The sequence below is a fragment of the Mucilaginibacter psychrotolerans genome (assembly GCF_004519315.1).
Classification (GTDB): domain Bacteria; phylum Bacteroidota; class Bacteroidia; order Sphingobacteriales; family Sphingobacteriaceae; genus Mucilaginibacter; species Mucilaginibacter psychrotolerans.
The window spans coordinates 27,985-52,340 of the sequence record NZ_SOZE01000017.1 but is presented as its reverse complement, the minus strand read 5'-3'; the positions used below and the strand labels follow the sequence as shown (position 1 = coordinate 52,340).

Annotated in this window: 21 protein-coding genes; 12 read left to right on the top strand and 9 right to left on the bottom strand. The window is 39.5% G+C overall.

The genetic code is table 11. The features are described 5' to 3' along the window. Window positions 1-2: 2 nt before the first annotated feature. Window positions 3-671, bottom strand: coding sequence for a hypothetical protein (locus tag E2R66_RS16515; protein ID WP_133232506.1), 669 nt, complete (start codon window positions 669-671; stop codon window positions 3-5). A gap of 141 nt (window positions 672-812) precedes the next feature. Between E2R66_RS16515 and E2R66_RS16510 the strand changes: the two genes are divergently transcribed. Beyond that, window positions 813-986 (top strand): histone H1, encoded by a 174-nt coding sequence (locus E2R66_RS16510; protein WP_133232504.1) that lies wholly within the window; start codon window positions 813-815, stop codon window positions 984-986. 68 nt (window positions 987-1,054) lie between these two features. After that, window positions 1,055-1,453: a helix-turn-helix domain-containing protein gene (locus tag E2R66_RS16505; protein ID WP_133232502.1), complete on the top strand. Its 399-nt coding sequence runs from the start codon at window positions 1,055-1,057 to the stop codon at window positions 1,451-1,453. 13 nt (window positions 1,454-1,466) lie between these two features. On the opposite strand, the gene E2R66_RS16500 is transcribed toward E2R66_RS16505, so the two are convergent. The 8 genes from E2R66_RS16500 to E2R66_RS16465 form a co-directional block, all read right to left on the bottom strand. Further along, on the bottom strand, window positions 1,467-2,105 hold the full coding sequence (locus E2R66_RS16500) for a zeta toxin family protein (protein WP_133232500.1): 639 nt from the start codon (window positions 2,103-2,105) through the stop codon (window positions 1,467-1,469). A gap of 3 nt (window positions 2,106-2,108) precedes the next feature. After that, window positions 2,109-2,450 (bottom strand): hypothetical protein, encoded by a 342-nt coding sequence (locus E2R66_RS16495; protein ID WP_133232498.1) that lies wholly within the window; start codon window positions 2,448-2,450, stop codon window positions 2,109-2,111. Between the two features lie 49 nt (window positions 2,451-2,499). Then, window positions 2,500-3,096, bottom strand: coding sequence for a hypothetical protein (locus E2R66_RS16490; RefSeq protein ID WP_240049337.1), 597 nt, complete (start codon window positions 3,094-3,096; stop codon window positions 2,500-2,502). Continuing rightward, the gene (locus E2R66_RS16485) at window positions 3,093-4,394 is read right to left on the bottom strand and encodes a relaxase/mobilization nuclease domain-containing protein (protein ID WP_133232494.1); all 1,302 of its coding nucleotides are present in this window, start codon (window positions 4,392-4,394) and stop codon (window positions 3,093-3,095) included. The genes E2R66_RS16490 and E2R66_RS16485 overlap by 4 nt, the downstream gene beginning before the upstream one ends. Then, window positions 4,381-4,725: a plasmid mobilization protein gene (locus E2R66_RS16480; RefSeq protein WP_133232492.1), complete on the bottom strand. Its 345-nt coding sequence runs from the start codon at window positions 4,723-4,725 to the stop codon at window positions 4,381-4,383. The genes E2R66_RS16485 and E2R66_RS16480 overlap by 14 nt, the downstream gene beginning before the upstream one ends. Window positions 4,726-4,976: 251 nt before the next feature. Then, on the bottom strand, window positions 4,977-6,083 hold the full coding sequence (locus E2R66_RS16475; protein ID WP_133232490.1) for an acyltransferase family protein: 1,107 nt from the start codon (window positions 6,081-6,083) through the stop codon (window positions 4,977-4,979). Window positions 6,084-6,112: 29 nt separating this feature from the next. Then, on the bottom strand, window positions 6,113-8,137 hold the full coding sequence (locus E2R66_RS16470) for a discoidin domain-containing protein (RefSeq protein ID WP_133232488.1): 2,025 nt from the start codon (window positions 8,135-8,137) through the stop codon (window positions 6,113-6,115). Between the two features lie 9 nt (window positions 8,138-8,146). Beyond that, entirely contained in the window at window positions 8,147-10,222 is a 2,076-nt protein-coding gene (locus E2R66_RS16465; protein ID WP_133232486.1) for a sugar-binding protein, read from the bottom strand. 475 nt (window positions 10,223-10,697) lie between these two features. Here E2R66_RS16465 and E2R66_RS16460 point away from each other — a divergent pair, with 475 nt between their 5' ends. The 10 genes from E2R66_RS16460 (at window position 10,698) to E2R66_RS16415 (ending at window position 24,352) form a co-directional block, all read left to right on the top strand. Further along, window positions 10,698-11,051, top strand: a complete 354-nt coding sequence (locus E2R66_RS16460) for a LytR/AlgR family response regulator transcription factor (protein WP_133232484.1) — start codon at window positions 10,698-10,700, stop codon at window positions 11,049-11,051. A gap of 28 nt (window positions 11,052-11,079) precedes the next feature. After that, a complete protein-coding gene (locus E2R66_RS16455) occupies window positions 11,080-12,909 on the top strand; it encodes an O-antigen ligase family protein (protein ID WP_133232482.1) in 1,830 nt (609 codons plus the stop codon). Between the two features lies 1 nt (window position 12,910). After that, window positions 12,911-14,059, top strand: coding sequence for a signal peptidase I (gene lepB / locus E2R66_RS16450; protein WP_133232480.1), 1,149 nt, complete (start codon window positions 12,911-12,913; stop codon window positions 14,057-14,059). Window positions 14,060-14,280: 221 nt separating this feature from the next. Further along, window positions 14,281-15,363: an efflux RND transporter periplasmic adaptor subunit gene (locus E2R66_RS16445; RefSeq protein ID WP_133232478.1), complete on the top strand. Its 1,083-nt coding sequence runs from the start codon at window positions 14,281-14,283 to the stop codon at window positions 15,361-15,363. Then, window positions 15,356-18,559, top strand: coding sequence for an efflux RND transporter permease subunit (locus E2R66_RS16440; RefSeq protein ID WP_133232476.1), 3,204 nt, complete (start codon window positions 15,356-15,358; stop codon window positions 18,557-18,559). Before E2R66_RS16445 ends, E2R66_RS16440 begins: the two co-directional genes overlap by 8 nt. Before the next feature lie 4 nt (window positions 18,560-18,563). After that, window positions 18,564-21,644, top strand: coding sequence for an efflux RND transporter permease subunit (locus E2R66_RS16435; RefSeq protein WP_133232474.1), 3,081 nt, complete (start codon window positions 18,564-18,566; stop codon window positions 21,642-21,644). Between the two features lie 144 nt (window positions 21,645-21,788). Then, the gene (locus E2R66_RS16430) at window positions 21,789-22,154 is read left to right on the top strand and encodes a hypothetical protein (RefSeq protein WP_133232472.1); all 366 of its coding nucleotides are present in this window, start codon (window positions 21,789-21,791) and stop codon (window positions 22,152-22,154) included. Window positions 22,155-22,164: 10 nt separating this feature from the next. Continuing rightward, entirely contained in the window at window positions 22,165-22,539 is a 375-nt protein-coding gene (locus E2R66_RS16425) for a hypothetical protein (protein ID WP_133232470.1), read from the top strand. A gap of 54 nt (window positions 22,540-22,593) precedes the next feature. Beyond that, on the top strand, window positions 22,594-23,769 hold the full coding sequence (locus tag E2R66_RS16420) for a 6-bladed beta-propeller (protein WP_158288427.1): 1,176 nt from the start codon (window positions 22,594-22,596) through the stop codon (window positions 23,767-23,769). Window positions 23,770-24,085: 316 nt separating this feature from the next. Beyond that, window positions 24,086-24,352 (top strand): hypothetical protein, encoded by a 267-nt coding sequence (locus tag E2R66_RS16415; RefSeq protein ID WP_133232466.1) that lies wholly within the window; start codon window positions 24,086-24,088, stop codon window positions 24,350-24,352. Window positions 24,353-24,356: the final 4 nt, after the last annotated feature.

Here is a 24,356-nt window from a genome sequence, read left to right as displayed (position 1 = left end):
GGCTAACCTAAATAAATAATAGCCTGAACGGAAGAAACTTTTTCCTTAATTTTTGCTACAATTTTGGTGATCGTCTCTTGCAGAGGGCTCCCGATAGTGGAATCTAACTTATAAAGAGCAACGTTAGGACTTCCAATTAAACTATCAGCACTTTGCTCAATTGAAGCTTGATGAGCAATTAAAGATGTATTTGCAAATCGCTGGTTAACGTTCCAGGATGCGCCATATAGCCTTTGCAAATTTTCATACACCCTGATCAGATCTACCGGTGTAATAGCCTCATTTGTCGCCCTGGCAGACAATCCGAATTCAAGCCATTCGTACAACATGCCCTGATACGCAGAAAGGTCATAATCTTGATAAATCTGTTTAAAGACAAATAGTGGATCGGTAGGTTCTTTAAAATTTAGGTCAAGCCTGTCCTTTAGTAAATAAGCTGCTTCGAGCAGGCATACATTAAGCTTGTAGAAATATAGTAATTCTGAAGGGCTACCTTTATCGCCCTTAAAGTAGTGCTCTTCTAATACGCAACTACGCCACTTCTGCAAACGTTCAAGGTGACCGGGCAGGCTGTCATCACTAAAAAAGTCTTTAATCACCAGAAGGGGGTTGCTTATCTCAGCTGGCTTTAGATTGAGGATGGCATTGCCTTGGTTTTCTTTGCTCTCCATGACTACGAGATTAAACAGGCCAGTATTAACCTGTCAATCAAAGTACGTGCACAGTCTGAACGTACCGAACCAATTTACTTTGTATTTTACAATGGCACTGTTGTTTTGTACATTTATAGCTTAAGAAGTTATTTAAACTATATGGATAAGTTTAGCGCACTAAATGGATTGATAACGAATGCAGAACATGATGCCGAAGCATTTTATGGAAAAGGCAACAAAGCTGCGGGTACCCGGCTACGAAAAGCCATGCAGAAAATTAAAGTTGCAGCGACTGAAATCCGGAAAGAAGTAACCGATAAGAAAAAGGCGTAGCAGTAAAATACAATTGACATTACGGTAAAACCCTTCCAACAATTACTTATTAATTATACATTTGATTTATGGCAGAAACAACTTTACATATTGGCAGAAAAATAAGCCGCATTCGCGAACTACGTGGCCTGAAGCAGGAAGCCCTGGCCGCTGAATTGGGCATTAGCCAACAAGCTATATCCAAAATTGAGCAGAGTGCTGAGGTGGAAGATAGTGCGTTAGAAAAGATTGCCAAAGTGCTTGGAGTATCTGCTGAAGCTATAAAAAACTATAGCGACGAAGCGGTTATTTATAACATTCAAAATAATTATGAGGGTTCAAATAATCACGGCGCTAACATCGGTCACCAGTTTAATTTCAATCCAATAGAAAAACTCGTTGAATTATTCGAAGAGAATAAAAAGTTATACGAACGTTTACTTGCCAGCGAACGTGAAAAAATAGAACTTTTGAAAAAGGATAATTAATAAAAGAGACTATTTATCTTTTTCTTCCTTTAGAGGTCTGGTTGTATGCTGAGAGAGCTTCTGTAGCTTCAACAAATCCCCTTGCCCAATCAGGCATTACTTCAGCTTTGTGCAGCGTTATTCCATTTGCAATACTTAAGAGTTGCTCCGGCTGCGTTTCAACTGACGGATTGTTGTTGAATCCAGACAGGAGCATCACCCGGTCAAATTGGTTCGCTATTTTAAGCAAATTTTTAGGGCCTTCTTCAAAATTAATCTTGATACTTCCTGTATCAATAAAATGCCCTTTTTGTTTTACCCGTAAATCCACCCTGTCTATCGATGCGGACAAATCAGGCAGCAACATGTAAATCAATCGTGTTTCATATCCTGCATTTTTGAACAAGTCAACACTTTCCAGCAAAAAATCACTACGCAGGTTTGTTTCAACGGTCAAGTGCAACATTGTTCCAATAGCTTTTTGTTGAAAATTGATATACACTCTGGTCAATGCAGATTCAAGTGCATCATCAGTTATATCAGGATATTGCTTTTCTATCTTAGATTTTTGGATATCTGGGTCGAAGATCAATGCGCCAGGACGGGAGAACAATGCGGAGAAAGTACTTTTTCCAGCTCCGTTCGGCCCTGCTAAAACCGTAAAAAATGGCATGAACTATCGTTTCTTTATAATATTCCCCGACCCGGTATGTAAATCATACTTTACCGTTTCCTGAGTGCCGTCTTTATAGCGATGAACAAATGTATTTGGAGTTCCCGCAGGGTAAGAAATATACAATCCGTTGTCCAGCGCGTTATTTACTACCTGTTGCGCAGGCGAAGCCAGATAATCCGAAAACTGCGCGGGGGCCATTTCGAAGACATCGGGATGACTGAGATCATCCATCAGCTTGTAAAGTTCACTAGCCTTATTAATGCCATATTTGAGGGCTTCCCATTCCTCTAATGGCAGGAACACGCCGCGAGGCCTTTTCCCATTATCAAGTATTACTTCCATATAAGTGTTTTCAGATAATAATCAAATATAACCATTCCTGTTTAAGTTGTCATTCATAAACCGGTTCGAAAGATTCTTTTAATAGCCCCAGTGCCTTTTTTTGCTCCCTGACTTTTCCGACACGGATCGTATCAACTAAAGCTAGCATATCATAAAGCCTTTCATCAGCCTGTGCGGCTTTCACCTGGTTAGGATAAAGCGGGGTTATCAACTGGCCTTTAACTTTTCCGTTAGGACTTGCCCAAACGTACTGCTCGTCCGCCACAAAGAATTCTTTTAATATGGGAGCGCTATGAGCGGTGGGTATTCCCTTTACCACTTGTCCGGGTTCAGCAGGAAAAACAAACGTTAAGCCATGCTCAATAAAATTATACAAGGCAGTTTTAAATACTACCCGCTTATCAGGACTGATCAATTTAGCGATCATCGAACGGTTTAAAGATTCGCTGATCTCCGAATTACTGATATATAGGCTTGCAGCAAGGTCTTTGCTCAACCAGTTTTTATCTGAACAAATGATCTTTAACAAAACCACTATATCATGTGGCCTCATCCCCTTGTGCGTTTTCATACCCAAATTTACCAAATATTCTTCAATTCGCAAATTGCGAATTATTGTGGCCGCTATATCATGTATTCGTTTCATCTCCTGTTCGTCCTTGCTTTTCGTTGCTTGTGCCTGTTCCTGCCATGAATAGCTTCATCATCTATATCATCGGCTATCTCAATACCGGGATAACTTTGTAATTCAGTATCATCATAACTATTGCTGTCAGTATCAATAGAACTATATTCCTCCATCGCTTTATAACCGCCTGCTGACTGGTCGCTTTGGTCTCCAGGTTCGTTATCCGTTGTAGGGCCTGTTGCTGGCTGTCTTTCATTTCCCTGAGGAATTTCGTATTGGCTGTCGCGTTGAGCTGCATCTGTTCGAGCATTTGAATCAGTAACGCCCGCTCTTCGTCCACTTGTGGATTGTTCTTCTCCTGGCTTTCCCGTACCTGTTGTATATGCTCCGTACTTTGCTTTTGTGCGATGGTTTGCAAGGCTAATTGCCTTGCTGTCTCTGTCTTGCTCATAGTCAATAAATTTGATCAGCTCTGCCCATTTAAACCGGTTACCTAACGCTTGCCCTTTGATCTTAAAGTCATTGATAAAATAAGTTATCCCGCTTATCCTGCCGGTCCTGGCCTGGTTAAAGAGAAGCGATATCCCTGCTTGCTCGCTGCGGCTGATAAATTCCTGTAAGGTGGGTTTTCTCTCGTAGATGATCGGCTCAAGCAAAGCCTGTAAAAGGCTTTTGTCAGAAGGGATACCGGTACGGACAGTTTTTTCAATCTCGTTCTTAGTCAGTGACCTTCGGGTTACGCGGTTATACTGCCCTGTTGTTCTGTTGCTGTAAAGTTCGGCTGTTATGTCGTTACCCGGCTCGCGGGTTACATTGTCCTGCTGCTGCTTTGTTCCGCTGTTATCCTGCGCTAATGATATTAGGTTATATTGTTCTTCCAAATTTCTCAATACCGAAAGGCTTTTACGGTAATTATTGCTGTCTAATACCACACTGCCGTCATACCTGATACGGTTGACCAGTAAGTGAACATGTGGGTGGCCTGCATCATGGTGCCGGACGATCAGGTACTGGTTATCATCATACCCCATGGCTTTCATATAGTCAAAAGCAATGTCCAGTAAATTCCCATTGGTCAGGTTCAAAGGTTTCTCGTCATTAGAAAAATTGAGGCTGGTGTGCCAGACGTATTTGCCCAACGCCGGCCGCAGTTGCCTGATCAGTTCTACCTCTTTCCTAATATCTCCCGGCGTTAGGGAAAAGAAGCTCGTAGCTAATAACTCGGCCCGTTGCTTCCTATCCGGATGGTTCAGCTTTTTTAGATTATAAGCTAACGCACCCATAAAGTTTGATCCGAACTTTTCAATCGCGATCATCTAATAAATGTTGAATGATCGTTTGCTGCTGGGCAAACAGCGCATTTAGTACCTGTATCAATCCTACCGCCAGTTTGCCGGAGTTTACCTGCCTGGTCAGTTGGTTGAGGTTGACGCCGATGCGGTTGAGTTCAGCGTATAACTGAACCGTAATTTTCGGAGGCAAGGCTTTAGGGTAGTTGCCCGAGAAAAGACGCTTCCTGACCAACACCGAAATATGCTGGCTGCACATGATGCTGAATTGTTCCAGTTGCTTCAATTCGCCTTCCGTCAGGCGAACCACCAGCACTTTTGATAGCTTCTGTTCTTTCTCTTTTTTTGGCCGGGCCATTTTGCTCGTTTTGATTCGTAAGCAAAACTGCGGGTTAGAAAAATGGATTTATGACAAGCATTTCGGTAGTACAGAAACATTAATATGTTGCGAATAAAATTTGCCCATACTTCCCCATTGTTTTATGTGTCTGCGGAACGAAGTGAGGTAGCAATCATGAGCATAGCGAACCCGAAGGCAAGTCGTTTTGGTATAACCAAAACATAACTTGCTTTAACAGTGCTTGCCAATGTTGTGGAGAAAACGATTTGTCAATTACATGTTTTCGTTAATCTCTTTTGCCGTAATCTATCGATCGGCTCAACAACCGCTTTGTTTAACAGGTAAGCCGCTATAATGGATAAAACTATGATTGAAAACGGGTTGTTAAATATGCCTACCGCCAGAGCACCGCAAATTTTAGCAATTAGTAAATGAACTATGTATACGGGGTAGGACAACTCCCCAATTTTAAAATCAAACTTATTTTTTTTTGAAATTATAAACAAAACAGGGGTGCTAAAAATGATACAACCTATGTATAAGATATCTTTTAAATGAAAGTGAAAAATCTGTAAGGAAGATTGTGGCAATATGGGATATATCATAGTTAACCCGATGACAGTTGCTAAAGTAAGCAAGCCTGCGATTTTCGGGATCTTCATGGTATTTAAAGTTTGATAAATGCGATAAGAGATACAGCCAAAAAGAAAAAAAGTGAGCTCGGACGGGAAAAAACGATACGTCCAAGGGTCATTTCGTAAAGCCAATAAATAATAAATGATTATCCGGACAGCAAGCGATAATAATATTATAATGCAGACAAATCTTACTCTCTTTCGTAATAGAAATGGTGCTATAAGATAAAATGTCATTTCCAACGCTAGTGACCATCCCTGCGGTATAAACAAAAAATTATAAAGTTTTGGCGATGTGTTCCAGAAGTTATCTGTAAAAAAAAGCTTTCCGGTATCAGAATTTATTCCTAAAAACATGACCAAGTCCTGCCCCCAAATAAAAATATTTGTAAATACCAGGAAAATGGAAGACAGCTTGTCGGGCCCCGCATATGCATATTCATCAAGTATAGGATATGAGGAATCGGAAGAGTTATGGCCAATTATGACGACTACCACCAGAGTTAAGACGAGGACCACCAAATAAACCGGATATAACCTGAGCAGGCGGTTGGTGATGAAGAGCTTGAATGAACTGTTGGGGCCTATATACTTTTCATTCAAAATCAAAGACATATAAAACCCTGATATAATGAAAAATGATTGTACAGCTAAAGAGCCACCTATAAGCTCAAACCCAAGTATCGGTCCAACATGTGAAGCAATTACGGAAAGCGCAAGTAACAATCTAAGTCGTCCCATATGATGTTATATTTTTACAAATGAATAAGCTACCACCAAAGCTGATTTTTACCTTTCATCGTAAAGATCCTTTCTTCTTTTCCACCAGTTTTACACCTAAGCCAGTAAAGGGCATTTTTCGGGGCATTCTGAAAATCTAAAAAATAGCCTTTTGCTGTTTGAGTACCTAACGATATCCACGAATTGTCCCAGTAAAAAAGTTCATAATCGCTTCCAATTATAATGCAGTTAGTGTCGTTCCTCGGACAAAAACGGATCATAGACAGCTGTTGTGCTTTACCCAGGTCTAGACCGATCCAACCATTACTGAAATGAGCGTTTTCGTAGTAGGTGTCCATATTATTGTCGAATGCTTTATCGATTCCACGATCCCAGCTACCTTCAGTACCGATATAAGAACCTGTAAGAGGCTTTTTGCCATTTATCCCGAAAAACTGGACTTCAGCGATATTATCAGCTTCAAACTGATTTCCCGGCGGCGCAACGTAGCGCAGGTACCTGAATTTTTGATTAGGTGCGATTTTGATCTCGTTCATATAAAACGGGAAATTTTCTATCTGATAAAGAAGTGTTGGGTTTTTAAAATCTGCGGTAGCTGAACCTTCGAACCTCCCGCCTTTTAACGCCTCGGTATGGTAGGCGGTATAAGAATATAGTGGTGCTTTGCGAAGTAAATGCATATTGTCAGGCCCGCCAGGCGCTTTTTTTAATTCGTGAATAATATTTAGCGAATCGAGATAAAAAGGAGAGCCGGTCGGAATAACAATCCCGTTTTTATAGACGGCAGGCAAGTACATCACATAGTTCCCGACTTTATCAAAAATAGCTTTATCACCGTCAATTTTACTTATTGCTACGGGCTGCCACCCATCGGTGTCAAAGACGCACAAATAAGCAACTTCATAACTCCGGAATTTTTCGGGAATGTCCACCATCCTGACTGATGAGTTCATGTATTCATCTGTTACATCTTTTAACGTTGCAGTGTTGAATGTCGGACTGATGAATTCCCCGGAAACGTTAACATTGATATCCTTTAAAAGCGGATCTTCTGAAAAAGTATGCCGGTAAACCTTCGGGATGGTTTTGATATATTGTATATACATACCGGCAGGTACTTCTTCTTCACGGAAATAATGCCGGTCGCGGCTGAAATCTGATGAGAAATCGACTATGCCCCAGGTACTCACCGGGCCGTTTTCATTTGAGAAAAGGGCGTTATTCTTGGCATGATCGATCAATTTAACCCAATAGTGATTGCGATTATTATTGTTGCCCCAGTGCGGAACATATTCTAACGCGACAGGCAGCCCGATCGATCGCAAAATATTTACGGAAAAGGAGGTGATTGTTTCACAGGCGCCAATCCGGCCTTTTAATGCATCACTGAAATTTTGCGTATAAGGATAATTTTGACCAAAATACCCTGATAATTTGTAATCAGTTTCAAGATTCCCCTTTACAAAGGTGAACACTGATTTTATATCTTTGGTGTCGGGGGAGTTCCGCATAATCAGTGAATAACTTTGGTACATTTGCGGCCGCCAAAGCTCTATCTGTTCATTTCTGATCCTGTACGGGAGGATATATTCGCAAAAATCCTTAAAATTTACTTGGGTTTTCCACGGGGCATCTTGCCATGCTTTATAGGCAAATTCGATATTATTAATGAGGTAACCCGGTGTGACTTTTCTGTTATCAGCAATTATATTTTGCTCCCCTTCGGTGCTCAATCGCTTTTTATTTAATACAGAATCCAGAATATGGTTTTTAATATATTCTTCGATATTATCATTTTTGTAATAAAGAGTGTCGATAACAGAGAAAATATCACCGAGGGCTTTAATTCCTTCACCGTAATCCGCTTGATGGGCCGAAAGATTTCCGATTAAAAATTCGGCGGCCTTTAATTTTAAACTATCCCTTGGATTTGCAAAACGTTCATAAACTTCGGTGTAATCTTTTTCGTCATTTGCCCCCGGATTAAAACCCGTAATATTTCCCTTGCAGGAAAATAAAAGACAAATGTAAACGGCAAAGTACAATCGTTTCATCTGATTCGGCTAAAGTTTGGGGTTTAAACAATAATAAATACCTATACCATAGAATGGCGCGACTGGGGGCTTTCCATACCAGCCGTCGCTTGAATGGCCTTTATCAGTTATATATTTTACCGTATACTTACCGGCTTTCAGGCGAATGGAGTCTGTGACATCGAACGATGGATTAAAGGCGCTAATTCTGCCACCCATCTTCCAGACGATTTCCTTTGTGGCGGCATTTTCTATCCAGCATTTATCTTTTGTGATAATGCCGGTCTGATTTTTACAGTTGTCTGTTACCTTAAATAAAAAATAGATGTTTTTTTCATCATAGAGGGTCTTAAAACTGGCAGCATGATCGAAAGCGCTTGATTTATTTACATATTGCTTATTGATATCATGATAGGGGACTTTTTCCCATAGTTGATCCGGTAGCCCTTCTATTTGCGGGGACCGGACAGTTTTTAAACAGTTCAGAATACCTTCCGAAAGATTTCCTGGTCTTCGTTTTAGTTTCACCGAAGACATTTGAGACGGATCAAAACAATTGATGCCTGATGGAATAAACCAGGATAGAACGCTTTTCCTTTTATCCTCATCCAGGTCACTGTCATTGACAAGTACATTAGCCTTGATCTCCCCCTTTTTAAATCCGCTTAGTTCACTCCACGGTATACTGACCTCTAATAGATAAGTATAAATATCCGGGTCAGAGAAAGCGTATTTTACACCTGTAGAATCAAGCCATTTTACAGCCGTTTTTTCGTTTGGACTATAGCCAAGCTTATCGAACAGATAATTGAATTCAAATGTCTTTACCTCGTTTGATCCATTTTTTTTAAACGCATTTAGAAAAATCTGCACATTGTCGTATTGGTAGGCATTTTGGGCCGGAGTAGCTATTTTCAAAGCCTGTCCGGCCGCGAAAATTTTCAAGGTAGAATCTTTTGACAATTCAAACGATGATTCGGCATTTAAATAATCGGTCGCGTAATCTATTCTGGCGAGGGAAGCTGCGTTTTTATAGGGAAAAAAATCTCCGTTATCGATTAGTTTTTTATATAAATCATAAAGTTCATTTGCCCGGCTTGTGTTGTTTATAACATCATAATATCGGGCGTAGGCGAGAACTTGTTTGATGAGCAGAAAATTGAAAGGCGAGTTTCGATTTTTTTGTAAAACTTTGTAAAGATCATTTGGCTTTCCCATTTTTAGATCTATTACCGGGTGATTTTCAGGAACCGTCAAAATGTTTAATAAAACAAGAGCCAGTGGCGACTGTAAAAGGTCAGTGTTATGATAGGCATAGGGAGAGGTGATGTGATCAGATTGGTAAGAAATGGCCACAAATAGTTTTTTCTCCATCATCTTTAATAAAAGCGTTTTTTTATTCCCGGTGGAATAGAAGTTCCATAATATGGTGTGCTTTTGGAATTTCAAAAGCCGCCATCCATAAAAAGATTGAAGGCCCCTGGTATACCATGTTGGCGAAATGTTCCGGATGGTGGTATCACCAGCATTTAACCCAACCTGATACTTATCAAAGAAATAGGAAATTTTTAATAAGTTGATTAGGAAATCGTTATATCCCTTTAAAGGTTGAAGATTTACCTTGTTTTGATTAAAGGCCACTAGAGCAGCGCTGCCGTTTTGGGTATTTCCTTTTCCAATAACCGATAAGATCGTATTGACGCGTGCCGGCACATTATCTAAAATGCTGCTATTTACGTTCGCCGGTATCGAGATAAGCTCGGAGGCTGTTAATTGAATGGCAGGTAGGTTTTCTCCGGGAAACGTACTTATAAACGCCTTGTCTTTGATAACTGAATCTCTTATCAGCATATCTAAAAGAACCGGTGCCGTATATTCGTTAAGCAGGCGCTTGTAGAAAATTGAATCGCGGAGAGGCCCGGTGTTGTTGCCTGTCTCTGAGAAATTATCTCCATCTAAAACTATGGTATAAGAAACGTCTTTAAGCCCAAGGTCTGTAATTGAATTTTTAATAGAATCCTCCAGTATTTTTTTTAAAGCCGGAGGGCGTTTGCAACTAATAGTAGTCAGAATCAGTAAAACGAAAAACGTTTTTAGAAAATTCATCTTCAGGTGTTGGTTAGGCTTTCGTGTGGCGATGAATAAAAAATTTCCGATGAGAGCTGCCAAATATTCTTATTCAGCGCGTAATCAAATAATTTAGTATTTCATGATCACAAAATAGCTTCACGTGACAACTAAACAAATGGATAATTTTCTGATTTAGATGGACGAAATCACGACAATTATTTTAGTCTCTTTATTCGAGCCTTCATGATTGGATTTTTCTTTATTCAGAAATTATTAAATTAATATAATTGAATAGTCCATCCTGAAAAATGTTTAATCCATTTTTTACTAAACCGCTTTTTTGAATATTCAACCCATATTATAACCAGTAATAAACCATCTATCATGAAACATTACCGTCTTCAATTCGCTGTTAAGCGACCCCGCTTTAAGTTATCTCACTTATAAAAGACATTCGTTTGGAGCCTAACAACTATAGGGATGATTTTATTGTTTCGAAAATTTTAATAAAATGAAAAAGGTAATTGTAAACTCACAAGACCAGTTACGGTTTTTAGAGCAGTCAGAAATTACGCACTGTAAATCGGACAATTGCTATACAACCATTTATCTGGATAATAATGAAGAGCATATTGTTTGCAAATCGTTAACGAAATTATTCAAGGAACTCGATCCATTGGTATTTATACGAATAAACCAGTCTTATGTGATCAATAAGAATTATATCAAGCTGATCGACAAAAAGAAAAAAGTTGTCGAATTGAATGGTAATAAACAAATTCCTTTTACTACCACTTTAAGTAGTCTGCTAAACCTGATTGCACAAAATGCAGCAGTGTTGCTATTTCTTTGCGTGAGCATTTAATAAACCAAACCTTTGATAATCGATCTGGATGCAACCTATTTTACAAAAAGCCAATTTATGCATTTTGATCGCCATTTATTGCCTGCTTCCTTTACTGGTAGCGGATGAATTAAGAGATCCTACTGAAACAGGGAAGTCGCTTGGATTCATTTTATGTATGGTCGTTTTGAGCGGGATATATATTGGAGTGATATGCCTGAGGACTTTAGTGGTCACTTTTAATCAGATTGATCTGTGCTTTTTAATGATTTTGCTATGGATAGTAATCAACAGATATGTTCTGGCATCGCAGCAAAATTTTTCCATCAGATTTTATGAGTTATTAGCGTTGAGCGCGCTATACGTTATCTTGAGATCTTTGAAAGTTGATCATTATATTTTTCTTTACGTTGCTATTCTCGCTGGTGCAACAATACAAGGGTTTATTGGCAATCTTCAATTGTATGGTTTTGAAGAATCTCATCACAATTTATTTCCGGTTACGGGGTCATTTTTTAATCCCGGCCCATTTGCCGGATATCTCGCGTCATGTTTTCCATTGGGGTTTGGGATCTTTCTCAATAAAAAAAAGTACCCAATCACACTTAACGCAAACCTTGGGGGATTGAAAATGACTTTAAATCCTGTTTATTTTCTCGCTTTATGTGCGATAGTAAGCATGGTTTTAATTTTGCCCGTTGCCGAATCCAGAGCTTCATGGCTTGCAATTGCATCCGCTTGTATTTTCCTGGCATATCCTCATTTTAAAAGGAACAGGTTTTTCAAAAAATATTCCCGCTCCTGGATCAAGATCTTAATTATGCTCATAGCTTCGGGGTTCTTGGTATTGTTGATTGTTAAGATCTACAGTTTTAAACAGGCATCAAGCGAGGGGCGCTTATTTGTATGGAAGATCACATTGAATGAGATCGCCGCAAACCCGTTCCTCGGAGTTGGCTTTGACAAATTTGAATCTCAGTATATGGATTTTCAGGCGGATTATTTTAAATATCACCCAAACGATCGTAGTGCAATATTGTCAGCGGGAGACGTCGAATATGCCTTTAACGAATTTTTACAATTCCTGGTTGAAAACGGGGTAATTGGCGTTTTGTTTTTAGTTGCGCTCATTTATTTTTTCATTAGACGACTCGATTTAAAAAATGAAATTTCGCGTTTGGCAGTAGCCGGAATTATTTCCTGCACCGTGTTTTCATTCTTCTCCTACCCGTCACATATACTTCCAATAAAGATGAACGCCGTATGTTACCTGGCGTTATTAGCAACAGTTTCACCGGCAAAACCGGTGGCTTACTCGGTAAAAAAAAATGTGGTTGTCGCCTCATCCTTTTTCTTTTTGATACTTGGTATAGGTGTTTTGATCTTCTTAAATAAGGTATATACCAGTTTTAACAATTGGTATATCGCTAACGATAAATATCAAACCACGCAATACGAGGAATCCTTGAAAAGTTACGAAAAAGGGTATCCAACGCTAAGTGAGGACGGTACCTTTTTAACGGAATACGGCAAAGCACTATCGATGACAAAACATTTCAAAAAAGCGCTCTATGTTTTACATAAGGCGGAACAAATAAATAATTCAACCATTGTGCAGCTTGCTATTGGAGACAGTTATATGGGGATGAAACAGTATGCAAAAGCCGAACAATCTTATCACACAGCGTGGTTAATGGTTCCCGGACGGTTTTATCCCAAGTATCTGCTGGTAAAGCTATACCTCGAAAGCGGTCAAAATGCTAAAGCGGTTACTGTTGCCCGCGAGCTTTTAACAAAAGAAATAAGAATCAAGTCTCCCGCTATAAAACAAATGCTGAGGGAAATGAAAAAGCTAACAGCAGAAACTGGTTACAAATAATATGAAGAAGGCAGGGGCGTGGATAGGTCATCACAAAAAGCAGCTTATTATAATTGGTGTAACTTGTTCCCTTTTCATTTTGGTGGGGGTTCCGTGGATGGCGGTTATTTTTATCATCGCTGCCTTGGTTTTTTTCTTCATTGTGTCGTGCAGCTTTATAAAAAAGCGACATTATCTGTCATTCCCTATGCTATTATTATTTGTAATATTCCTGGCGGTTACGACCAGGGTATTCATATTTGAAATTTACAGGATCCCCAGTGGCTCTATGGAGAATACATTATTCCCCGGTGACAATGTTATCGTAAGTAAATTAAATTACGGCCCTAAAATGCCGAAAACACCTTTGGAAATACCATGGCTAAACATTTTTTTTTATTACAATAAAGGAATCTTAGCGCATAGTGATTCTCTTTGGTGGCCTTACCGGAGGCTAAACGGTTATTCTAAAGTTAATGCCGGCGACATAGTCGTTTTCAAAAAAGATATTCGTGATACCGATTTTCTTATTAAACGCTGCGTTGCCGCAGCCGGGGACACGCTAAGGGTCTTAAATGGCCGGGTATTGGTAAATGGAAAAGCCCTTCCTGCAATTGCGACCACAAAATTACTTTATAGAGTTTACTTCAACGATTTAGATGAGTTTAAAAGGCTTGCAGACAGTTTAAATATTGATTATGACTTTTCTGAAAATCCGCATAAATCTGTGTCAGCAACAATATCCGCAAGTAAAGAGGATGTTGGCAGGTTGAACGGGAACAATTGTATAGATTCTATTTGGGCTTTAATAAACAATCAGGCAGCCTATCCTTTCCATACCAGTATCCCATGGACATTGGATAACATCGGACCGCTAATTGTTCCAAAAAAAGGTATGATCATACCCATTAATTCAACAACAGTAATATTGTATGGAAACTTGATTGCCAAAACGGAAAATGGAAGTGTTTTGAATAAAGGGGGCGCGTTTTATCTAAACGGTAAACCACTGGTTGAGTATGTATTTAAGGAAAGTTATTACTTTATGATGGGTGACAACAGAAATAATTCAAATGACTCCAGATTTTGGGGTTTTGTAAAGGAAGAGAATATTGAAGGCAGGGTTGCTTTTTCGTTCAGTACAAACTTCAGGCAACTGCATATTCTATAATGACCGGGTTATTTAAAATTACAAGGGTTTACATGGCATTGCAGGTCAAATCTAAGTGGTTGTGAATGTCATCGCTATATCGGTTACAGTAATATTCAACTGTCTTTATAAGGAATTCATTGTCAATGATCTGATATTCTTAAAGCCTGTTTTGGAAGTCCTTCTGCATACCGGCACATGTTATCTTTATAAGCCATTAATATTTTGGCTGATGATTATTTATGTATAAACACAAATTTATCTTGTTTTTTATGCTAAGCATTTGCTTTTTCGATTGCTCAAACGAGCCGGAAAAGGAAACCAAAACAAGTTCGGTAAAAAATATATTCCAGAAAGAGGCTGTTTTGGTGGAGATTGCTGATGTTAGTAAAGGTGCCTTTGATCTTGAAATACTAGGCAACGGTAAGGCGCTGGCTAAAAGAAATGCTGACGTTAGATTTCAGGCTCAGGAACGCATCCGGCGTATTTTCGTCAAAAATGGCGACGTAGTGAATAAAGGCCAGGTTTTGGCTCAACTCGATGATACGGAATCAAGTAAAAGAGTCTTAAGGTCGAAAACATTGCTTGAAAAGGCGTTTGTAGAATTGGATGATCGCCTGATCGATTATGGTTACCGGTTAAAAGATTCGGCCAGGGTACCTGCCGGTATCCTGCAAATGGCAAAAGTTAAGAGCGGGTTTAACAACGCCGTATATGATTATTCTGATGCGCGGACATCACTACGCAAAAACACGATAATAGCCCCTTTTTCGGGTCGTATCGCAGATTTGGAAGCGCGGGAAGATAACAATACTGATGCGTTCAAACACTTCTGTACATTGATTGACGACAGTGAAATAGAAATTGAGTTCAATGTCTTGGAATCGGAATTCCGGTTTTTGTCAAATGGTACTAAAATGGCCGTGATCCCTTATGGGGATGATAGTGAAGTGCCCGGTAATGTCACGCAAATCAATCCGTCCATTGATGTGAACGGTATGATCAAAATTACGGGCACAGTGAATAATAAGAATAAGCGCCTGTTAAATGGAATGAACTTAAAAGTGATCATAAAAAAAAGTATTCCGAATAAAATATATATTCCCAAGGAGGCATTGGTTCAGCGGGATAACAGAGATGTTGTATTTTCTTTTATAAACGGACATGCCAAATGGAATTATGTGGAAACCGATTTGCAGAACAGGGAATATGTATGTATCCGGAGCGGTTTAAAAATCGGTCAAAAAGTAATTGTCACGAACAACACAAATCTGGCTCATGATTCAGAGGTGAAAATTGCAGCATCTGTAGAGAAGAATGACTAAGCAAGAAAAACTGAAAACTAATTTGGCTACGGTTTTATCGCCATTCAGCCTTATTACACTTTTCGCAGTTTTTTGCATTGTTGGAATGTTTAGCCTACCTTTTTTATCACTGAGCTTAGAACCTGCACAATCATCAAACAGTCTTTCCATCGATTTTCGATGGCCCGAGGCATCGGCGGCCATGGTTGAACAACAGATTACTTCTAAGATAGAGGGTTCACTCGCGACAATTAAAGGTGTCAATGATATCATATCCAGTTCATCTAATGGGGCAGGCCGGATTCACATCCGGTTGGATAACACTGTCAATAAATCTCAAACCAAGTTTGAGATTGCTACCTTGATGCGGAGATTATACCTTCGGCTTCCTGTAAATGCCTCGTTTCCTCAGGTTTCTTCTGAAAACGAAAATTCAGAAAATGACAAAAAAAGTATTTTAACCTTCACTATAAATGGTAAAGGTAGTGCCGCAGACATTCAACGGCTTGTTGAACGGAGAATAAAAAACAACCTGATCGACATACAGGGTATAGCGGCCATTAATATATCAGGCGCAAACGGCTATTGTTGGCAGTTGTTGTATAATCAGGAAAAGTTGCGAAGGCGTGGTGTTACGACTCAGGATATTATAGGCGCAGTATCTTCCCGGAATAACGAATATAGCCTTGGACGGACGATGGTGGATGACCCCCGCGTCCCCGGTAAAACTGAATTTTGTTTCGTAACGCTAAAAACGAATACATTTCAAACAGTAAATAAGCTCAAATGGGATAAGGTATTTGTAAAACGGGTTGGGGGACATGATCTTTTTTTGACTGAGTTAGTTGATATAAAATACGTGCTGCAGGAGGAGCACGCGTATTATCGTATAAACGGGCTTAGCACTGTCAATATGGAAGTTTTAGCTCGCAAAGGGTCAAACTATCTGGTTCTTGCCGCAAAAATCAAGGAAAAGCTAAAATCGGCAACCAGATTATTGCCCTCCGGGTACGCTGTAATTTTGTCTTATGATTCCACGGAATTTTTAAAGAAAGAAAGCCAAAAAATTTTATGGCGTACTGTTGCGACATTTTTGATCCTTTTAATTTTTGTCTTTCTAGTCAGCCGGCAGTTTCAATATCTCTTGATCATTTCAATATCTCTTTTTGGAAACTTGTTAATTGCATCATGCCTGTACTACCTATTTAAAATTGAAATCCATTTGTATTCTTTGGCTGCCATAACCATCTCCATGGGCGTCATGATCGATAACACAATCGTTGTTATTGACCATATCAATCACAAAAAAAACCTTCGGATTTTGCTGGCAGTGGCCGGAGCAAGCTGTACAACTATAGGTGCTGTGGCTATCGTGTTCTTCCTTGACAAGGAGCAACAGGTAAAGCTAATCGACTTTGCGTGGATATTCATTATAAACATCGGTTTGTCGTTGCTGATATCCCTCCTTTTTATTCCTGCATTGTTGCAGAAAATACCTTTAAAACGAAAACATGCTAACGGGATCGCCAGGCACAAAAAGTGGATTGTGCTTTACAATCGATACTATCTGCTGGCTATCGCTTTATTTATCAGATTCAAATGGATCTTGATCATTTTTGTGGTCCTGTTATTTGGACTTCCGGTGTTTATGCTCCCATATAAACTGGAGGGGGATACGAAATGGGCAAAGGTTTATAATAATGTGATCGGCAATGATATCTATAACATTAATATCAGACCATGGGTTGATGTATGTTTTGGAGGGTCGCTTCGCTTGTTCTTAGACGAATCGGAGCGGACAGGCTTTTCGTCCGGTACGATTGACCGCCAGCACCTGACGGTTAATATAAAAATGCCAAACGGCGCATCGCTCCAGCAAATGAATAAAATAGCATCTTCTTTTGAAAATTACCTTTCACAGTTTCAGGAAATCGAACAATTTCAGTGCTGGGTGCAAAGCGGGCAAAGCGCTATGATTGATATAATCTTTAAAAAAAACACCAAAAATATATTCCCGCTGAAGCTTAAAAGCCAGTTAGAAAGCAAGGCAATACTAACTGGTCTGGCAGACTTTGAGATTTCTGGTATAGGACAAGCGTTCAACAACGAAATTAATACGGAAACTTCAAACTACGGCTTTACCCTGCAGGGGTATAATTATCAGGTGTTACGTCAATTCGCGGATCAAATCCGGGAAACACTGGCAAAAAATCCGCGTATTAACAAAATTGCGGTAGGGGGAGAACTTGATTACGGCGGTGCAAAAAACAGTTATGAATATGTGTTCAAGGTACCCCGGCCGGATAAGCTCCTTGCGAATGAAATCTCAACGGCAAATATTAATACTTCTATCAACGAATTTACCGGCTACCGTCAGGTAGCCGCCGTTGTGTTTTTCAATGAGAGTTATACGCCGGTTGTATTGGTGCCGGAAAAACCGGTTATTAGCTTTTGGGAAGTAATGAACAATCCAATCCGCGCTGATTCAAATGTTTATGTGAGATTAAAGGAGTTTGCAATCATCAATAAAGATAAGATAGGGGAAAGCATTGACAGGCAGAACCAACAGTATCAGATAGTTGTCAGCTATGATTTTACCGGCGATCAGAAATTGGGGGCGATCATATCCGACAGGATTTTATATGATGTTCGTAACCGCTTGCCAATTGGTTACACACTAAAACCTTCTGAACGCGATTTCTGGCAGGAAGAAAAAGCGAAACTTGTTTGGGCAATTGTTTTGGCAATAATGATTGTGTTTGCGATCTGTGTTGTCCTTTTAAATAGTATTTATCAGGCATTCGCGGTATTGGCCACCGTGCCGGTGGGTTTCATCGGGGTTTTTTTTACCTCCTATATATGGGGTTATCCATTTGATGAGGGGGGATATGTCGCACTTATCATGTTGTGCGGAGTTAGTGTGAGTTCAGCTTTGTATATCTTAAATGATTATAATAATTATATGAGAGATATGCCTACAAGGCCCCGGCTGTTACTTTATATGAAAGCGTACAGTTCAAAGATCATCCCGGTGATTTTAAGCCGTACTTCAGTGGTTATTGGAATGCTCCCCTTTATATTTTCTGTTCAGGAAGCTTTTTGGTACCCCTTGGCGATGAGCGTAACGGGTGGCGTGCTGTTTTCCATGTTGGCGCTTATCGTTTTTTTGCCGGTCCTTTTACGCGGGCTAAATATTAGGGGTAAAATAAATTGGTAATTAAATGATCGGATTTTTGATAAAAAAGCCAGTTTCGGTAATAATGGTTTTTATAGCCCTGGTTTTGCTTGGCATTATGGCTTCTTTACACATTCCGGTATCCCCGCTGCCGGATATTGGAATACCGGAAATAACTGTTCACATATCGAAAGATAATTTATCTGCGAAAGATATTGAAAGCACCGTTGTTCAGACATTAAGGTCAAATTTACAACAAGTGTCATCTATTGATAATGTACATAGTGAAACACGTGACGGCTATTCTATTATAAAATTGCGGTTTAAATATGGTTCGGACGTAGACATGGCATTTATGGAAGTCAATGAAAAGATTGACCTGGCGATGAATAGCCTGCCGAAGGGGACAGAAAGGCCAAGAGCCGTAAAAGCCTCAGCGACTGATATCCCCGTATTTTATTTGAACCTCCGTTTGAAAGATAGCTCCAGATCGGTGAAAAATATAGCCCGTTTTATCGAGCTAAGTGAGTTTGCAACACATGTGATCAAACGCAGGCTGGAGCAACTGCCTGAGATTGCGGTTGCAGATCTGACGGGCATAAGCCTTCCTGAAATATACATTATCCCCAATAGTAATGCGGTTGCCTCCCTAAATATCACGGACGAAGATTTTCAGCAGATCATCGCAAATAATAATTTTTCATTTGGCAACGTTTCGGTTGTGGACGGAAAATTGGCCTATAGTATCAGGTTCGCCGAAGCAAATCCAATAAACGTCGAAGATATCAGGAACCTCCAATTTAAATTTAAAGGGAGGGTTTTCAAATTGAGGAATATTGCTGATGTTGGAATAAGGCAACAGGCGGCTAAAGGAAGGTTTATCGCACATAACCAAGATGCGCTAAATATTGCGATCATCAAACAGCCGGATGCTAAAATGACGGATCTAAGAAATGCAGTTAATAACCTGACAACAGAGTTTACAAACGAATTTCCGGATCTGATTTTTGAACAGACGCAAGACCAAACAGTACTACTGGAGTTTTCCATAAATAATCTAAAGCAAGATTTGTACATAGGGAGCACCCTTGCTTTTTTACTCATGTTCTTTTTTTTGAAAAACATCAGGGCACCGCTTTTGATCGGCGTAACTATTCCGGTCTGCCTTATCATAACTATTCTTTGCTTCCGGTTTATCAACCTCTCTGTCAATATAATTTCGTTATCAGGGCTTGTTCTCGGGGTAGGCCTGATGATCGATAATTCGATAATTGTTATCGATAATATCACTCAATATAGTGAGCGCGGTTTCAGTTTACATGAATCTTGTGTAAAAGGTACAACCGAGATCATCCGCCCATTGATCGCTTCAGCAATGACTACTTGTTCTGTTTTTTTGCCGTTGATATTTTTGAGCGGGATTGCAGGAGCCTTATTTTACGACCAGGCGATGGCGGTGACACTTGGTTTGTCGGTTTCCCTTTTGGTATCTGTGACTTTATTGCCTGTACTATACAGATTGTTTCACGGCTCTAAAACGAGAAATTTTGAAAAGGAGTTTTTTAACAAATATGGTATCAATGTTTTTCAAAAATTCTACGAATCCGGGTTTCATTGGGTTTTTAGACATAAAATAGTGTCCCTTTTAATCGTGATCGCATTAATGCTAACCAATATCATTTTATTCTCTCATCTGAAAAAAGAAAAATTACCTGCATTTGAGGAAACAGAACTTATAACAACAGTCGATTGGAATAGGAATATAACCGTCGATGAAAATGCTGCCCGCTCTATTTTACTTATCAAAGCTGTATCAAATGACATCTTGCAATCTAATGCGCAGGTCGGTGAGCAACAATATCTGCTAAATAAGGAAAAACAACAGTCTCCTTCGGAAGCGAAAATCTATCTTAAGGTAAAAAACAGCAAATCTCTTGGCGCAGTAAAAAGCCGGATTTCCGACTACCTTACATATTATTACCCTGAAGCGTCTTTGACCATGCAAGCCCCGAAAAGTATTTTTGAGCAAATATTGGGTGATCCGGAAGCCGACTTGGTTATCCAGTTTTCACAGGCTGGTGAAACAGGATTGCTGCCTTCCATTGCCGAAACACAGGAACTGAGGACGCGGGTAATGCGGCAATTCAATAACTCTTTCATTAGTCCGGTCAATGTACAAAAAACACTGTTATTAAATGTGAATCTCGAGAAGTTGATTTTATACAACATCTCCCCGGAAGCACTTTCACAACAGATAAAAAGAAAACTATCGGTGAGCGAGGTTGGTAATTTACACAACGGAAGTGAGGATATCCCTATTGTATTAAGGGCTCAGCTTAACAACCTTGGTCCTGTACTGAGCAGCCTTACGGTGGTTAATTCCAATGGTGCGGAAATTCCTGTTTCCGGTTTTCTGAGGGTTAGCCAGGAACAGAATTATAAGACAATAGAGGGAGGCAGGAGCGGTAACTACATTCCCTTGTCCGTAAAAACAGAAGACCCGGTACAGATCGAGCGCTTTGTGCAACAGACGTTAAAAGGCCAAAACAGGCTTAACGTGAATTTTTCCGGAAGCTATTTTTCTAATAAGCAAATGATATACGAAATGTGCGCGGTGCTGGCAGTTGCGGTTCTCTTATTATATTTTATACTTGCGGCGCAGTTTGAATCATTGGTGCAACCCCTCATCGTTCTTTTTGAACTTCCGATAAGCATGACCGGCGCTCTTATAATGCTTTTTCTGGGCAATTCTTCGATTAATCTGATCTCCTTGATCGGTCTGGTGGTTATGTGCGGAATTATTATCAATGATTCTATTTTAAAGATCGATACCGTAAATCAATTACGCCGGATAGAGGGCCTTAAACTGATGGATGCAATACACACGGCGGGTTTAAAAAGGCTGAAGTCAATTATCATGACAGCGACAACAACTATACTTTCTGTTGCTCCTTTTCTTTTCGGTAATGATATTGGTTCTGTTTTGCAGCGGCCCCTATCCCTTGCGCTTATCGGGGGAATGCTTTTGGGAACACCGGTCAGTTTGTATTTTATACCATTGGTGTATTGGTTTTATTATAGGAAAACCGAAAGTGAAACAGAGAAACGGGCTTTTTTCCAAATGTAGCTTCATTGATAATTCTATCAGATAAGCCTCAAATCCTTAACGATAGGTGTATTACTCATAACCTGCCTTAGTATCAGCCGTTTTGGGGTATTCCGATATGTATATTTAGGATTATAAAACATTAACTCACACTAAATTACAGCTATGGAAAAAACAAATCGAAAATTGCTGATCGTTGGGAAATGCTGCTTATTACTATGTGTTTTAGGCGTAATTTCATTTAACACCTTAAATTTTGTAAAAAAAGACGGCAGGCTAGCCAGTGTCGACCTGACTTCATTGCAGGCTTCAGCTCAAACGGGGGGAGAAGGACACGCCCCGGCCAACTGCCTGCAAATTCATGAACGGGTTAATCACAGTAAACTAAAAGATTCAGGCTTGGATTGTATGGTTGAAGTAACCGGGCCCGATATGAATGAAGGGGATGTCCAAAGTTGCGTGCCAATTGCGCTCGATACGTATTGCAACGCTACTTCGTGCAAAACAAGTTCAGGATGCTACACTAATTAATTTTATCAGAATGAAAATCTTTAAAAATAAAATCACATTAATTGTTTATGGCTTGCTTGGCGTAGCATTCGCAGTTATGTTAGTAACAAATGTCATAATAAGCAAAAAAGACGCTGGAAGAACAGCCAGCATAGATTTGGCAAGGCTGACTGTTAACGCGCAAAGTTCCGGAGGTGAATCAACCCCCGTTGCGAAATGTCTTAAAATCGGAATAAGAAATTTAAATTCGATGGAAGTTGATACCGGTAAAGACTGTTACCATGATGCTCCCGGCCCTGATGTTAACGAGGGTAATGTAATCGCATGTCATCCCCGTTGCTGTGGCTCATGTAATGAAGCATGGTGCGCAGAATCGACAGATTTAGTTAAGTGTTATACCCTATAGCACTTATAAATGTACAAACATCTTATATTCAACAGTAACCGTAAAAGGTTACTGTTGAAAAATTACAGGCATATTATATATGCGGTTTTAACGATCGCTTGTTTATCATCATGTAAACGGGAGAAACCGAAAGGTAAATATTCTGATATTACAGATGGTAAAAATAACACGACCCAGGTTAAACTCTCCGAGGTCGCCAAATCTTCTGAATATGTTAAACTTACAGCGCCCGACAGCATTTTATTGACTGACGATTTAAACGTTGATTTTTATGACAAATTTTTACTTGTTTGGGATAGAGCAACACAAAGAGCCTTTTTGTTTGACAGGCTTGGGAAATATCTGAAAACAATTTCCAGACAAGGCAAAGGCCCGGGTGAATATGTCTATCTCTCCGGTGTAAAAGTAGATCAGCAAAAGAACCTCGCCTTTATACTTGATGCTGCCCAGCAAAAAGTGATCAAAATAGATTTGACCACAGAGAGTTTTCAGGAAATAAAAATAAAGATCAAGCCCATAGATATGTATCTGCTTGGGGACGGCCGCATTTTACTTTTTACACCAAGTTCCGGAAGAAAACTCATTTTAAATTCCCATATCTATATTATTGACTATAATGGAAAAGTGCTAGGAGAGCAGAACCTGCCCGATGTGGTTGATGAACAAGATTATATATCAAGAGCACAGGTTTACAGTTTTCACAATAAACAACATATCTGGCAAACGACCACGGACGACATCTTTGAACTGGACGCACAGGATAAGTTAAAAACGGTTGACTTATTATGGGATGATAAAATGATGCCGTATGATGGTAGAAACAATAAAGAACTAAAAAAGAAATATATAAAGCAGTATTTATTGCTCCGAAGTGTTTTCGAATCCGATAATTATTACATGATAAATGCCATTTATAAGCAAACAAGAAGAAATTTATTATATAATAAAAAGACAAAAAAGTGTATGAACGTCACATTTAAAGACCGGTTGCTGGACGTTGGGCTGATCAACGATATTGACGGCGGTATGCCTTTCTGGCCCACCGGCCAGGGTAGTGAAACTGTCTTTTACAGTATAGTGAACCCAATAAAATTTCAGGAAGTAGTATCTAACTCCTATACCCAGGCCTTTCCTTTTAAGGATGCTGTCTCTCATAAAAAGATGGAATTACTGCTTAAGGGTTTAAAGGAAGATGATAACCCAATTATTCAAATAGTTTATATGAAATAACATGATCAGATATATTTTAGTTGTTTTTATATTTTTTTTTTCCCTGATCAGCTGCAAGCAAAATACCACTCCGCTGCAGCATGCGGGTAATGAAGTGAATACCGTCGACAGCACCTCTGAGACTTTAAAGAATTATGTTCATAGCTATGTTTTATTTAATGCAAAAGCAAACGAAAATGTAACCGGACTAATGACAAATCTTGAGATTGGTGAACAGGGAACTAACAAGCTAATATTTGTTTGTACAACAAATGATTGCAATACCTGTATAAATGAGCAATTAACGAATATGGTCCGGTTGATTTCTCCTACGAATATGAAGAATAATGTTACCATTGTAACCGATCCTGATAATTTAAAAAAGATACAGGTTACCTGGAGATCAATTCTTAAACATACCCGGGTAGTAATAAAAGATATTCCTTACATTGCTAAAAATCTCCAGTATGATGGCGCGCCCATATATTATGTGCTGTCTCCAAAAAAACACACGATCTTAAGCTCGTATGTAATTATTCAGGCTTACCCCGACATGACATTGGATATACTGAAGACTTACAATTCTCTTTATATTGGTCGATAATCTG

Excerpts from the sequence above, each read along its gene's own strand:
- E2R66_RS16470 (WP_133232488.1), bottom strand. The coding sequence starts at position 8,137 with ATGAAACGATTGTACTTTGCCGTTTACATTTGTCTTTTATTTTCCTGC.
- E2R66_RS16455 (WP_133232482.1), top strand. The coding sequence starts at position 11,080 with ATGCAACCTATTTTACAAAAAGCCAATTTATGCATTTTGATCGCCATT.
- E2R66_RS16505 (WP_133232502.1), top strand. The coding sequence starts at position 1,055 with ATGGCAGAAACAACTTTACATATTGGCAGAAAAATAAGCCGCATTCGC.
- E2R66_RS16495 (WP_133232498.1), bottom strand. The coding sequence starts at position 2,450 with ATGGAAGTAATACTTGATAATGGGAAAAGGCCTCGCGGCGTGTTCCTG.
- E2R66_RS16440 (WP_133232476.1), top strand. The coding sequence starts at position 15,356 with ATGACTAAGCAAGAAAAACTGAAAACTAATTTGGCTACGGTTTTATCG.
- E2R66_RS16490 (WP_240049337.1), bottom strand. The coding sequence starts at position 3,096 with ATGAAACGAATACATGATATAGCGGCCACAATAATTCGCAATTTGCGA.
- E2R66_RS16465 (WP_133232486.1), bottom strand. The coding sequence starts at position 10,222 with ATGAATTTTCTAAAAACGTTTTTCGTTTTACTGATTCTGACTACTATT.
- E2R66_RS16435 (WP_133232474.1), top strand. The coding sequence starts at position 18,564 with ATGATCGGATTTTTGATAAAAAAGCCAGTTTCGGTAATAATGGTTTTT.
- E2R66_RS16425 (WP_133232470.1), top strand. The coding sequence starts at position 22,165 with ATGAAAATCTTTAAAAATAAAATCACATTAATTGTTTATGGCTTGCTT.
- E2R66_RS16485 (WP_133232494.1), bottom strand. The coding sequence starts at position 4,394 with ATGATCGCGATTGAAAAGTTCGGATCAAACTTTATGGGTGCGTTAGCT.
- E2R66_RS16475 (WP_133232490.1), bottom strand. The coding sequence starts at position 6,083 with ATGGGACGACTTAGATTGTTACTTGCGCTTTCCGTAATTGCTTCACAT.
- E2R66_RS16510 (WP_133232504.1), top strand. The coding sequence starts at position 813 with ATGGATAAGTTTAGCGCACTAAATGGATTGATAACGAATGCAGAACAT.
- E2R66_RS16445 (WP_133232478.1), top strand. The coding sequence starts at position 14,281 with ATGTATAAACACAAATTTATCTTGTTTTTTATGCTAAGCATTTGCTTT.
- E2R66_RS16415 (WP_133232466.1), top strand. The coding sequence starts at position 24,086 with ATGAAGAATAATGTTACCATTGTAACCGATCCTGATAATTTAAAAAAG.
- E2R66_RS16480 (WP_133232492.1), bottom strand. The coding sequence starts at position 4,725 with ATGGCCCGGCCAAAAAAAGAGAAAGAACAGAAGCTATCAAAAGTGCTG.
- E2R66_RS16430 (WP_133232472.1), top strand. The coding sequence starts at position 21,789 with ATGGAAAAAACAAATCGAAAATTGCTGATCGTTGGGAAATGCTGCTTA.
- lepB (WP_133232480.1), top strand. The coding sequence starts at position 12,911 with ATGAAGAAGGCAGGGGCGTGGATAGGTCATCACAAAAAGCAGCTTATT.
- E2R66_RS16500 (WP_133232500.1), bottom strand. The coding sequence starts at position 2,105 with ATGCCATTTTTTACGGTTTTAGCAGGGCCGAACGGAGCTGGAAAAAGT.
- E2R66_RS16460 (WP_133232484.1), top strand. The coding sequence starts at position 10,698 with ATGAAAAAGGTAATTGTAAACTCACAAGACCAGTTACGGTTTTTAGAG.
- E2R66_RS16515 (WP_133232506.1), bottom strand. The coding sequence starts at position 671 with ATGGAGAGCAAAGAAAACCAAGGCAATGCCATCCTCAATCTAAAGCCA.